The sequence below is a fragment of the Pedobacter sp. Bi27 genome (genome assembly GCF_918698255.1).
Classification (GTDB): Bacteria; Bacteroidota; Bacteroidia; order Sphingobacteriales; family Sphingobacteriaceae; genus Pedobacter.
The window spans coordinates 91602-104031 of sequence record NZ_CAKKMW010000002.1 but is presented as its reverse complement, the minus strand read 5'-3'; the positions used below and the strand labels follow the sequence as shown (position 1 = coordinate 104031).

The window sequence follows — 12430 nt, the reverse complement described above, 5'->3', positions numbered from 1 at the left end:
TCCAGTTGTATTGTGGATTTGTAATCCACTAATAGAAGTTAAAATTCTGGCTCATCAGGCGGGACTGCAAATCCCGACTAGCTTAATGCTACTACAATAAATCTTTAATGATTTTCTCGATTGATAAGCCTTCAGCTTCAGCACGGTAATTGCGCACAATGCGGTGACGTAAAATAGGCTCAGCAACTGCTTTAACATCTTCAATGTCTGGCGAGTATTTCCCCGTTACGGCGGCATGGCATTTTGCACCCAACACTAAAAACTGCGAGGCGCGTGGACCAGCACCCCAACTGATGTATTTATTAACTGCATCAGTAGCAAACTCGCTATTAGGACGGGTTTTGGCAGCCAGTTTTACGGCATATTCCAAAACATTATCGGTAATCGGAATATCGCGGATTAGTTTCTGGAAATATTGAATATCATCTGCATGGATAATTTTCTGCAGTTGAACGGTTTTATTGCTGGTCGTGTTTTTTACAATGTTCAATTCATCTGCAAAGGCAGGGTAGTTTAATTGAATATTGAACATGAAACGATCTAACTGAGCTTCGGGTAGTGGATAAGTTCCTTCCTGCTCAATAGGATTTTGTGTGGCCAAAACGAAAAACGGTTTTGGTAAAATATGGGTTTGTCCAGCTGCGGTAACCGATTTCTCCTGCATGGCTTCTAATAAAGCAGCCTGGGTTTTTGGCGGTGTACGGTTAATCTCATCAGCGAGGATAATATTAGAAAAAACAGGTCCTTTTATAAATTTAAAGTGCCTGTCTTCTCCTAAAATTTCGGCGCCAATAATATCACTTGGCATTAAATCGGGGGTAAACTGAATGCGGTTAAAATCGAGGTCTAAAACAGAAGCCACCGTTTGTACAAGTAAAGTTTTTGCTAATCCTGGTACGCCAACCAACAGACAATGTCCGTTACTAAATATGGCGATTAAAACAGATTTTATGATGTCATCTTGTCCAACTACTACTTTGCTTATTTCGGCTTTAATGTTGTTGAAAGATTGATGAAGTGCATCAACAGCTTCTACTTCGTTCTTATACTGCATTGGTGTTATTTTGCGGCTGTGGTTTTAGTCCAAATTTTTAATTCATCACAGGTGTTAAATTCATCGTCGATTTTAATGTAAGTGCTTTCGCGACGTTTTTCAAACCATTCGCTTAAAGTACGATTAATTTTATCACTTTGTGCGGCATCTCTGATTTTTGGAAAATCTTGAGTTAAGTTTGCTTTGTGCGGTGGGATTTTAGATTTTAAATATAAAATGCGGTAACCTTGTTTTCCATCAGCTGCTGTAAATAAATCTGGTTTAGAAATACCACCAATTTTCATGCTATCAATTACCAAAAACACCGACGGATCTAATTTATCAACCGGGATAAAAGTACTTCTTGCCTGAACATTTTCGGCATTAAGCATCATACCACCATTATATTTACTCTCTTTATTATCTGAATAAAGGTTTGCAGCAGCAGCGAAACTTAATTTTTTACCGATAATGTTGTTGTAAATGCTATCTGCATGCAATTTTAAGCGGGTTAAACTTTCTGGTGTAGTTTTAGGCATAATTAAAATATGTCTAACGTGTACCTGCTCGCCTCTACGCTCTAAAACCTGTAAAAAGTGGAAGCCATAATCTGTTTCGAACACTGGTGAAATTTCTCCGGCTTTCAGTTTAAATGCCCAGGCAGTAAATTCTTTAACCATGGTATTTCTATCGATAAAACCATAATCACCACCATCGGCAGCAGAACCTGGATCTTCAGAATAGGTTTTAGCTAAGACACCCATATCTTCGCCGCTTTTAACCCTTAAACGAAGGGCTTCAATTTTATCGCGGAATTTTTGTTTTTCTGCTCTGGTTAACTGCGGATTTAAAATCACTTCACCAACTTCTACCTCTGTATTAAATTGAGGAACACTGTCGCCCAAAGTTTTGAAGTATTTTTCAACCTCCATTGGTGTAACGTTGATGTTCTCGGTAATTTTTTGTTGCATTTTTTGTGCGATCAACTCATCTTTTACCGATGGTCTGATCTCATCTTTATACTGCAGAACAGATTTATTTAAAAATTGCTCTAAACGCTCCTGACCACCTGCACGCTGCATGCTATAACGCATACGTTTGTTCACCTCATCATCAACCGCACCATCTTCAACCATTACCGAATCGATCTCGGCCTGTTGTTTAAGCAGCTTTTGCGTTAAGGTTTGTTGTAAAATTTTACATTTAATTTCAGCATTGGGCTGGTTTCCCTGATAAAGATATTGTGTGTATTGTTGGTTTAAATCTGATAGCAGGATAATATTATTTCCTACAACAGCAGCAACTTTATCTACAGTATGCTTTTGAGCGAAACTGTTTAAAAACAGGCAAATTAAAGCGGTTGCTACTAAAAAAACTTTCTTCATTCTATTTGTTATATTTTGCAAATTTAATACTTATGGTCAAAAAAATCAGGTTGGTTATAACTTGGCAAGCTTTTTTAACTCGTTTTCGTTAATTTTGATCTGATATTTTTGTTTGAGGCTTTTTAGCCAATTTTCTTCTAAACTTAGTTGATAATCGGCAATTACCTCTCCTCTAACCTCGCTTAAGGGTTTATTATACTTTTGTTGGTTTTTACTATAAAAATCATTTATCGCTTGCTCATCTTCCTGTGCTTTGTTCCATATTTTTTGTTCCGAAACATTGAACATTAAAACTCCTTCACGGTATTCGTTCAATAAAAAATCGCGGTCTTTGTTACTTACCCCAATTTTTTTATGTGTGGTTAATGCGTCTTCATAAGTTTTGATTTCTTCCTGGTAACTGGCATTTTTGTCCAATCCCATTTCCCGGGCATCTAAAACTTTAAGCTTAAAATTTATATACAAGTTTAAGTATGCTTGTAAGGTATCGTATGCTGCACTAACGTTTCCGTTATGGCTTTTTTTGTATGCCCACATAAATTCTTTGGTACTTATTGATTTTCCGTTTACCACAGCCACGTTTTGTGCAAACGAAATGCTATAAATAAAGCTAAAAACAAATAAGCAGTAAGCTTTCCTCACACAGAGCACTCTATAAATTTTAAGGGATAAAAGTAACAATTAGCGACGCTATTATAAGATATTTAACTAATTTTAACAGAAATTATTATCCAGCAAAAATACGAATGGAAAACCAGGTTACCAACAATGCGAATGCTTTACGTTTATTTTTTACTGAAGAGGTTTTTTTGGTAAAGGATGAAAGCGTAGAAATTCTGCCTTTACGTAATCCAGAGCCAGTTTTGGCTGTCGAAAATGTTTCTGTTATTGAAGAAAAAGAACCTGTTTTAAAACCAGAAATAACGCAAATTTCTGAGATTAATCCTACAAATGCACCTAAAGTTTATACGCAAGGTCCTGAAATTCCGCATATTGTGGCCGAACCAGCACCAGAAAAAACGTTTAAATTTTTAGGCGGAAATAAAAAATCGGTTCTGATTTTGGTAAACGATAATCAGAACGATGTAAGCACCGAGCAGGGTAGGGAGCTGCTGCGGAAAATTGTGAAGGCAGTAGATTTGGGCACACCCGATTTTGCCATTTTAAATTATGCAAATTATGGCGGAACTGACTATGCAGAACTGCATAGGTTTTTTAAACCTGCCATTATGTTGTCTTTTGGAGTAGAGATTGCTGACTTGAGACTGAACCTTACCTGGCAGAATGAAATCATCGTTCACGAAACCACCAGAATTATATTTGCCCCTAACCTCCATCATCTGGATAGGGATTTAACTGCTAAGAAAACACTTTGGGCGCATCTTCAGAAAATTAAATAGCGGCCTCGCAAGCGTATCAAGTATTGAGAATCAAGTATCAAGTGCTGAGATATGGCATTTTAATTCGACTCCAAAAACCTTAAACCCTACACCTTGAACCTTTATCCTTTTTATAATGAAAAAACTTGTATTTGCGACCAATAATCAACATAAAACAGAAGAAATACGGGCTGCACTTGAAGGTAAATACGAGGTGCTGAATCTGGAAGATATTGGTTGTTTGGTTGATATTCCTGAAACTGCAGATACCTTTGAAGGAAATGCTACTTTAAAAAGCAGCTATGTAGTTGAGCATTTTAATTTAGATTGTTTTGCCGACGATAGCGGTTTAGAGGTAGATGCTTTGAATAACGAACCAGGAGTTTACTCTGCCCGATATTCTGGAAGCAGGGATAGTTTAGAAAATATTCAATTGGTTTTAGCTAAGCTTGAAGTGAACCTCAACAGAAAAGCAAGGTTTAAAACGGTAATCTCCTTAATGCAGGATGGTAAGAACCATATATTTGAAGGTTTAATTGAGGGAACCATCAGGAAAGAATTATCAGGTTCGAAGGGCTTTGGTTATGATCCTATTTTTCAGCCGAACGGCTATGATATCACTTTTGGTGAAATGGATATGACAGAGAAGAATAAAATTAGCCACAGGGCTATTGCACTAAAAAAGATGTTGGATTTTTTGAAAGGGGTTGAGCTATAAAAATCTTTTTTTCTTTTTGCCACTTTGTCGATTGTCTATAAATGTTACGATCTCTAAAGTGTTGCTTTTTGGTTTAATCCGGTATACAACTGAAATGTGCGGTATGATCATACCCATATGCGTATTCTTTGTTTTATAAGTTTTTCTTGAGATTAATGGTTCTTCAGATAGTGTTTCGAGATAACTAAAAACCCTTACTATAAATTTTTTTACTTCTACTTCTGTCCAGTTTTCTTTTAGATAATCTATATTTTTTTGGAAAGTTTCACCAGCCTTTTTAGACCAAATAATATCCATTACGCGCTAAACCTTTTTTTCGCCTCTTCGTGGCTAAAACTTTCGCCATGATCAAGTTGGTTTATGCCTTCCAGAATATCGTTTTGTTCGTTGCTATTTAATCCATCAAACCAGTCAAAATCCCTCGCAGTAATTAGTGATTTAATATCTCTGATTAAACTTTCATCATCCGAATTAATGATCTGTTGAAGTACACTTAGTTTTTCTGATTGTAAATCCATAAAATAAATTTAACCATTAATTTGATCAATAGCAAAAACTACATTTTACCAACCACCTTTTTAACTTGCACCGAATCCTTTTTCGGTAGGATGGGTTTAATGCCAAAATTGGCCGTGTCTGCTGGTTTAGTTTGTGGCAATTTCTTCTCCACATTTAAGCTGTCTTTTCCCAATGTGATTTTTGGTTTAACCGCAGGTGCCGCTGTTGCTGGTTTATTTGTAGGGGCTGTTGTTTTAGCACCAGCCACAGTTTTGCCCGCAACTGTTTTGGCCTTTGCTTTGGGTTTAGGTTTTCCAGATGAGCCAATGGCATCTTTTTTTGATTTTGGGCGTTCGGTAGGTTTCCATGAAAACCCTTTTAAAACATGATCTTTTGCAATGGTGTTTTCCGGATTCAAAGCTCCCTCTATTCCCTTGATATAAACAATTTCCTCAATGGCATTTTCATTATCCTTGAAGATGAATTTTATCCTGCTGCTTAGGGTTTGATTCATTTCTTTATACACCTTTGTACTGTCATCCTGGGTGTAATAAATACTTTCGGCATTGCCATCTACATATAGGTTCTTAAATTTTCCGTTGGTAAAGAAACCAGTCATTAACCTTCCTTTTATTTGGTTAAACCTTAGCGAATCTTTTGGTGTATTGACTAAAAATGCATTTCTAAATGCCTGTAAATTATTTAGCTTTTTATTCTTGAACTGAACAAAGATGGTATCGCCAACCTGTTGAGAACCTTCTGACCAGATAATCGGATTACTGTAGCAGCGTAGCGTAGAATCGGCACTGGTATAAAAAAGGCTGTCGGTTTTAGCCTGTATATTAGTTTTAAAAATCTTAACACCGTGGTAAGCCTTAATGATACGGGTTTGAACGGTATCAGCCGGGTTAAATTTGGCCGTATCAGTCTTTAATGCACCAGCTTTTAAGTTTCCCAGCGCTTTTGTTAAACTATCTTTAGCGCCAGCTTTTGTAATCTTTTTTTGCAGGCTATCAATTTTCGTTTTTGAAAGATCCTTTACAATTGGAGAAGCCTTATCGGTGATCTTTTTTTGTAAGCTATCGATTTTTGTTTTCGGTACATCTTTTACTATCGAATTGGCTTTATCAGCCAGCTTTTTCAGGCTATCGGTTTTAAGTTTAGGCAGGTTTTTGATAATGGAATCAGCCTTGTTCTTTAAAAGATTGTTTTTCTGCAAACTATCAAGGTTAAGCTTGGGCAGATCTTTGCCAAGCGAATCTACTTTCGATTTTAGGCTATCGATACTTTTGTCTTTCAGATTAAGCGGATCTTCTATTATCGCCTCACCCTTATTCTTTTTCTTCCTATCAGCCCTACTTATTTTTGCAGTATTGCGTTTATTTCGGTCGTCTTTTAGTGTGCTTTGTGTTTCAGGTTTCTCCTTGGGTTCTGTGGTTCCCTTTTTCTCACCGGTATCTTCATCATCTTCTCCAACCTGATTGTCGGCTTTAATCGAAATTTTAGGGATCAGCTTTAATGTTTTTTGCAGCACCATCTGCGTTTCTAAAGTATCGGCACCCATCCATAAACTATCTGGCCTTTTTTTATTCTTCACCATTATAGAATCTTCCGTGCCAATGCCAAGATATGCATTTCGTGTAACCAATGTCCTTTGATCCAGTTTATAATAATAGCCCAAATCACCGAACATTTTCATCTTATCTTTCGTATCGGAAAAAATAATGTTTTTTACTGCTTTACCAATGCCTTTCTTCCCGAAATAATACAAACTATCACCTTTTAACGATCTCGTACCCTGGGTATAAAGGTTTTTCTTTCCAAAAAAAGCATCCTCAGTCATCGTATTATACTGACCATTTTCGGTGTAAAGATTATCGTCTTTTCCTTTGATATTTGTAGGGCCATAAAAGTAGGTCCATTTATCCTGAGTATTATAGCTCATCGTATCCGATTTTATGACCGATTGAGGCGTAACTACTACCACATCATATTTAAAGTAGGCTACGTTCCTTTGACTAAAATAATAGCCATTTTTACTCGTTACTGTCACCTCTTGATTTACAATTTTTCCTCCACTGGTATAAGTGCCTATCTTGCTGAGGGTATTGTAATCTAAAATATTGGTGGTTAAGGTGGATGTTGGGTCTTTCATCACCACATTTCCGGTTAAATGCGCATGTTTTTTATTTCCATCATACTCCAATTGATCTGAATAAATATCAGTGGTAAGCTGGTTGATATGTACATTTTTAAAAGCTTCGAAATAGTTCCGCTCGCTATAAAATACAGCACTATCGCAAGTTAAAGTTGCGTTATCTTGTTGAAAAACAGGGTTTCGTAGATAGTTTACCTTATTCTTAAGATCGCCTGTTATTTTTGTGAACGATACGATTTTAATCTTCGAAGCGGGTCGCTGACCGAATAAAAGTACTGGACTGATTAAAAGAAATAAAAAGACAAATAGTTTTTGCACACTACAAAGTTAGTTTTTTGTTCCGAACGTTCGGAATACCAGTTAAAATTAAATATTTTTGATGGATGTTACCCGTAAAACAATTTCAGGATTTTATTGAACAGCACCAGCTGTTTGTTCGGGCTAACAAAATCCTTTTGGCCGTAAGTGGGGGAAAAGACTCAGTATTAATGTTGCATTTGTTTAAAACAATAGGCGTTGATATTGGTGTGGCACATTGTAATTTTAATTTACGGGCTGATGAGGCACAACGTGATGAAAGTTTTGTTGCGCTACTGGCCAAAAGTTTAGGATTACCTTTTTATATAACGCATTTTGATACCAAAAAATATGCAGCCGAAAATAAAATTTCTACCCAGATGGCAGCACGCGATCTCCGCTATAACTGGTTTGAAGAAATTAGGCGTAAAGAAGGTTACGATTATGTAGCCCTGGCCCAACATCAAAACGATGCGATAGAAACCGTAATCATTAACCTTACCCGTGGCACAGGCATAAGCGGATTGCATGGTATTTTACCTAAACGTGATTTACTGATCAGACCCTTGCTCTTTTTAAACCGACAGCAGATTGATGAAATTGTAAGGACTAATAACATCGATTTTGTAGAAGATAGCTCAAACGCAAGTACAAATTATACACGGAATAAAATCAGATTACAGGTAGTACCGCATCTGCGGGAGATTAACCCTAATCTCGAAAAAACATTTGCCGAAAATAGCTCACGCTTTGCTGAATTGGAGACTTTTTTAAATAGCCAGGTTCAGAAACTTGCAAATAAAATCCTAAATAAAAGGAATGATGGCATTTATATTCCTTTGGAGGAGGTTTCGAAATTGAACCCGCAAAAGCTCTTGCTTTACGAGTTACTTAAGCCATTTAATTTTGGTGAAAATGTAGTGCAGGAAATTTTAGACAGTTTAAGGGCTTTAAGCGGTACACATTTTTTTAGCGCCACGCATCAGGCCATTATCAATAGAAATGATCTGGTTATTGTTGAAAAAAACACATCGGTTACTGCTAATCAGTTTATCCACCCAACAACTGAAAACATTGTTTTTGCTAATGATGAAATTTCGTTGAGGTTTACAGATGAAGTGAAATTCGAAATTAACTCGAATAAAGCGTTTGTAAATGCTGATAAATTAATTTTTCCTTTAGTGTTAAGGAATTGGCAAAATGGAGATAAATTTATTCCATTGGGTATGCGTAATCCCAAAAAAGTAAGCGATTATTTTATCGACGAGAAAGTTCCCCTACATTTGAAAAGCGTTACGCCGATTTTGGTTAACGGCAATGGTGAAATTGTTTGGATTGCTGGTATGCGGCAGGATAACCGATATAAATTAACTACAGCAACAAAAAAAGTTGCTATATTCGAACTCAAAATTAAATAAGTGGAAAGCAAATACGCCTATATCGAAAAACAGTACATCGGCCGTGATTATGTTCGTATTTTCATTAGGCTTATTATGGCTGCGTTCTGTTTTGCAGCCTACGTTTATGAGCGCGATCGTGACAATACACAAGATTTGTTCCTTGTTGTAGGCTTCGGGATCATCGGTGTTTCTATGCTTTTACTTTTCCTTATCCAGTACAAAATTGTGGTAGATAATGGCAGTATGATTTTGGATGGTCTTTGGACAACCAAACGTGTTAAGATAGACCTGAACAGTATTGTTGATGTTCGTAAGGCAACTTATAGCCGTTATTTTTTCAATAATCCGGTTTACAACCTGCACACAAAAGGTACGATCCGTTTTTATTCATCAGGTAAAGATGCGGTTGTTTTAACCGATCGCGATGGCTTGGAATATTTTATTGGTACCCAAAGGCCTAACGAACTTTTCCTTGTAATAAAAGAAGAAATGCGAAATCTCAAATCATAATTTGAGTGCAATAATTTTCCTCCAGTCTTTTATAAAATCTCTACTCAATATCTCGTCTTTTTTATTGCAATAAGCCGACACGCATTATACATTAAAATCGGGTACATTTGCGATAACAACAATACATGTACAATGAAGATAGGAATTGTTTGCTACCCCACTTTTGGCGGTAGTGGAGTAGTTGCAACAGAACTTGGTAAAGCACTTGCTAACGAGGGACATCAGGTTCACTTTATTACTTATAGTCAGCCTGCCAGGCTCGATTTCTTTTCTGCCAACCTGTTTTATCATGAGGTTTCGGTAAGGGATTATCCACTTTTTGATTATGCTCCTTACGAATCTGCTCTGGCCAGCAAACTGGTAGATGTTGTCCGTTTTGAACAATTGGATGTATTACACGTTCATTATGCCATTCCACATGCTTCTGCTGCTTTTATGGCGAAACAGATTTTGGCAAGTTATGGTATTCATATTCCGGTGGTAACTACTTTGCACGGTACCGATATTACTTTGGTGGGCAAAGACCCAACTTATAAACCTGTGGTTACCTTTTCTATTAATCAAAGCGATGGTGTAACTACAGTATCAGAAGATTTAAAAGAAGATACTTATAACCATTTCGAGATTACAAAAGAAATTAAGGTAATCCCAAATTTTATAGATTTTTCGCGCTTCAGTTTACAGGCAAAAGGTCACTTCAAAAAAGCAATCGCACCAAATAATGAAAGGATTTTAATCCACACCAGTAATTTCAGGAAAGTAAAACGTACGGCTGATGTGATTAGGATTTTCGAAAAAGTACAGGCGGTTATTCCGTCGAAACTATTAATGGTAGGCGATGGGCCTGAGCGTGCTTACGATGAGCAGCTTTGCAGATCGTTGAATATTTGCGAGAATGTAAGGTTTTTAGGTAAGCAAGATGCGGTTGAAGAAATCTTATCGGTTTCAGATCTTTTCTTAATGCCGTCAGAATCTGAAAGCTTCGGTTTAGCTGCATTAGAGGCAATGGCTTGTAAAGTGCCGGCAATTACTACAAATGCGGGTGGTTTGCCTGAGCTGAACGTTGACGGATTTTGTGGCTACATGAGCAATGTTGGAGATGTAGATGCAATGGCGGCCCATGCCATTGAAATATTAAAGGATGATGAAACGCTGAATCGTTTCAAAGAAAATGCTTTTGCAAGGGCACAAGATTTTGACCTTAAAAAGATCCTTCCTGTTTATGTTAACTATTATAAGGAAGTAATCGAAAACTCATTACAGCCTAAATATTAACAAATTAAGTCTCACGTTATATTTAACCACGGATAAAAGGATGCACACAGATGATAAATCCGTGTGCATCTGTTGTTAAAAAACTTAAGTAAGAGACGGGAGAACTCGTTAGTTGATGATTCATATCAGCAATATTTAATAAAAGTAAACTTTCTCAAAATCAAATGATTATAAATCGTATCTTTGCGGCTTGAAACGGTTTTGCAGATAAAGATCCCTAAATCATTTCGACAAAATTAAAAAAGAGGTTATCCCAAATGAAGAAAATAGTTGATTACAGAAAGCTTTTGAGCGTAGATAAAAATGCTGAGTTAAAAGAGCTTAAATCTGTGTACCGCACATTGATGAAAGATTGTCACCCCGATAAATTTCAGCAGGAAGAAGAGAAATTAGATGCAGAAGCTAGAAGTAAAGAAATTATCGAAGCTTACCATTTCTTGGTAAGTATTGCGCCAGAAACACGCGAACAGAATATCGAAACGTACACGCAAACGACAACATTATCGAATATTCAGGATTTCGAATACAAACAACAGGTTTTAAATATCCAGTTTTTTGATGGAAGTGCTTACGAATACTTCGATGTACCAAAAGCAATCTACGTGAAATTGGTTAACGCCGATTCTCCTGGCCGTTTTGCCCGCAGACATATCTTTAATGAATTCCCATATCGCAATGTAGCCAGAGTTGCAGAACCTGCATAATAAGCGACCATATAATATTAAATGGCCCCAATGAAAGTCGGGGCCATTTTTTTTATTCCGTTAATAGCGGATAATATTAGTTTTCTATCGATTGGTGCTATAAAGATGCTGAGCTAACTTACCATTGACAGGTTTAGGTAGAACGGTCGTCATCTCGACTGGAGTGCAATCCCGAACTTTCGGGAGAGAGATCTTTGAACCCAGTTAATTTAAAAGATTTTGCTTCGCAGAGCCTTCGGGTTCTCCTCCGAAGGGATTCCTTTGGAACACTGCGGTCAAAATGACGATTTATCTTAATCTGTCATCCCAGGTCCTTTGCTTTTTTCTAAAACTGAACGCTCAGGATGACGTGCGATCAAAATCAAGATGTTCTGACCATTGCAATTCTTTGGGCAAAGTCTGATTGCTGAATTCAAGATGAATTACCCTTCTTTTTTGATTGTTTGTTGTTCTGCTCGAACTGTGCAGGAGCAGTGGTTTCATAATCATCACACCACCTCTTTTTACGTTGCAACTTATTTCTTTTTCGATGTTCCAGTTTACGGTTTCGGGGCGGTAAATGCCTTTGCTATGCGAATTGGCAATTACTTTTAATGCACCGTTCTCCTCTTTTGTATCGTCGAGATGAATGCGGATGGTGAAATTGTTTTCGAGGATATTAAGTGGCGGTTGAACGGCAAACTGATTATGTTTATTAGTGTAAGGCCCAAAACCAGCTATTTCTACTTTCTGGTTAACTGAAATCGTTAAATCCTGATGATAGGAAACAAACCAATTTGAAGTTTCGGGTTTGTCGAAATAGATCGATTTGACAAGAAAATAGTCTTGACCAAAAACCTCTTTTACGATGTGTTTGAGTTTGTGATTGAAAATAAGATGGATTGTTTCTGGAACTTCTTTTAAAAATTGACGTATCGCAAAAAGATCGTCCGATTTTCTAAAGGTTTCTTTTGTAGAATCTGTCCTGTTAATCGCTGCAAGGATATCTTCAACTTCCTGGTCTGTAAATACATCATCTACAACCGAAAAACCTAATTCCTGAGTTTCTTTTTCCTTAACCACCAAATCCATCA

The 12430-nt window shown here is 37.0% G+C and carries 13 protein-coding genes; 6 read left to right on the top strand and 7 right to left on the bottom strand.

The genetic code is table 11. The features are described from left to right. Nucleotides 1-91: 91 nt before the first annotated feature. From LQ227_RS05795 to LQ227_RS05785, 3 genes are read right to left on the bottom strand one after another with little or no spacing between them, the layout of a single operon-like run. Nucleotides 92-1054 (bottom strand): MoxR family ATPase, encoded by a 963-nt coding sequence (locus LQ227_RS05795; protein WP_029279992.1) that lies wholly within the window; start codon nucleotides 1052-1054, stop codon nucleotides 92-94. 5 nt (nucleotides 1055-1059) lie between these two features. After that, nucleotides 1060-2418, bottom strand: a complete 1359-nt coding sequence (locus LQ227_RS05790; protein ID WP_230145876.1) for a peptidylprolyl isomerase — start codon at nucleotides 2416-2418, stop codon at nucleotides 1060-1062. A 54-nt stretch (nucleotides 2419-2472) separates the two neighbouring features. Beyond that, nucleotides 2473-3060 (bottom strand): hypothetical protein, encoded by a 588-nt coding sequence (locus LQ227_RS05785; RefSeq protein ID WP_230145877.1) that lies wholly within the window; start codon nucleotides 3058-3060, stop codon nucleotides 2473-2475. 104 nt (nucleotides 3061-3164) lie between these two features. Here LQ227_RS05785 and LQ227_RS05780 point away from each other — a divergent pair, with 104 nt between their 5' ends. Next, the gene (locus tag LQ227_RS05780; protein WP_230148660.1) at nucleotides 3165-3818 is read left to right on the top strand and encodes a hypothetical protein; all 654 of its coding nucleotides are present in this window, start codon (nucleotides 3165-3167) and stop codon (nucleotides 3816-3818) included. Between the two features lie 115 nt (nucleotides 3819-3933). Continuing rightward, nucleotides 3934-4515 (top strand): non-canonical purine NTP diphosphatase, encoded by a 582-nt coding sequence (locus LQ227_RS05775; RefSeq protein WP_230148659.1) that lies wholly within the window; start codon nucleotides 3934-3936, stop codon nucleotides 4513-4515. Here the strand turns inward: LQ227_RS05775 and LQ227_RS05770 are convergent. The 3 genes from LQ227_RS05770 to LQ227_RS05760 are packed head-to-tail and all read right to left on the bottom strand — an operon-like array spanning nucleotide 4510 to nucleotide 7489. Further along, nucleotides 4510-4812 carry a type II toxin-antitoxin system RelE/ParE family toxin gene (locus tag LQ227_RS05770; protein WP_230145880.1) on the bottom strand — a complete coding sequence of 101 codons (303 nt, stop codon included), beginning with the start codon at nucleotides 4810-4812 and terminating at the stop codon, nucleotides 4510-4512. The genes LQ227_RS05775 and LQ227_RS05770 overlap by 6 nt on opposite strands. Continuing rightward, nucleotides 4812-5033 (bottom strand): hypothetical protein, encoded by a 222-nt coding sequence (locus LQ227_RS05765; RefSeq protein ID WP_230145882.1) that lies wholly within the window; start codon nucleotides 5031-5033, stop codon nucleotides 4812-4814. The genes LQ227_RS05770 and LQ227_RS05765 overlap by 1 nt, the downstream gene beginning before the upstream one ends. A 38-nt stretch (nucleotides 5034-5071) precedes the next feature. Next, nucleotides 5072-7489 carry an OstA-like protein gene (locus tag LQ227_RS05760; protein ID WP_230148658.1) on the bottom strand — a complete coding sequence of 806 codons (2418 nt, stop codon included), beginning with the start codon at nucleotides 7487-7489 and terminating at the stop codon, nucleotides 5072-5074. A gap of 65 nt (nucleotides 7490-7554) precedes the next feature. Between LQ227_RS05760 and tilS the strand changes: the two genes are divergently transcribed. The 4 genes from tilS to LQ227_RS05740 all read left to right on the top strand — a co-directional run bounded on the left by tilS (nucleotide 7555) and on the right by LQ227_RS05740 (nucleotide 11357). Beyond that, nucleotides 7555-8886, top strand: a complete 1332-nt coding sequence (gene tilS / locus LQ227_RS05755; protein WP_230148656.1) for a tRNA lysidine(34) synthetase TilS — start codon at nucleotides 7555-7557, stop codon at nucleotides 8884-8886. Beyond that, nucleotides 8887-9378 carry a hypothetical protein gene (locus tag LQ227_RS05750; protein WP_230145886.1) on the top strand — a complete coding sequence of 164 codons (492 nt, stop codon included), beginning with the start codon at nucleotides 8887-8889 and terminating at the stop codon, nucleotides 9376-9378. A 132-nt stretch (nucleotides 9379-9510) separates the two neighbouring features. Beyond that, nucleotides 9511-10653, top strand: coding sequence for an N-acetyl-alpha-D-glucosaminyl L-malate synthase BshA (bshA, locus tag LQ227_RS05745; protein WP_131027844.1), 1143 nt, complete (start codon nucleotides 9511-9513; stop codon nucleotides 10651-10653). A 257-nt stretch (nucleotides 10654-10910) separates the two neighbouring features. Further along, nucleotides 10911-11357, top strand: coding sequence for a KTSC domain-containing protein (locus LQ227_RS05740; protein WP_029279950.1), 447 nt, complete (start codon nucleotides 10911-10913; stop codon nucleotides 11355-11357). 339 nt (nucleotides 11358-11696) lie between these two features. On the opposite strand, the gene LQ227_RS05735 is transcribed toward LQ227_RS05740, so the two are convergent. Then, nucleotides 11697-12428 (bottom strand): phytanoyl-CoA dioxygenase family protein, encoded by a 732-nt coding sequence (locus LQ227_RS05735; RefSeq protein WP_230148654.1) that lies wholly within the window; start codon nucleotides 12426-12428, stop codon nucleotides 11697-11699. Between the last annotated feature and the right edge of the window lie 2 nt (nucleotides 12429-12430).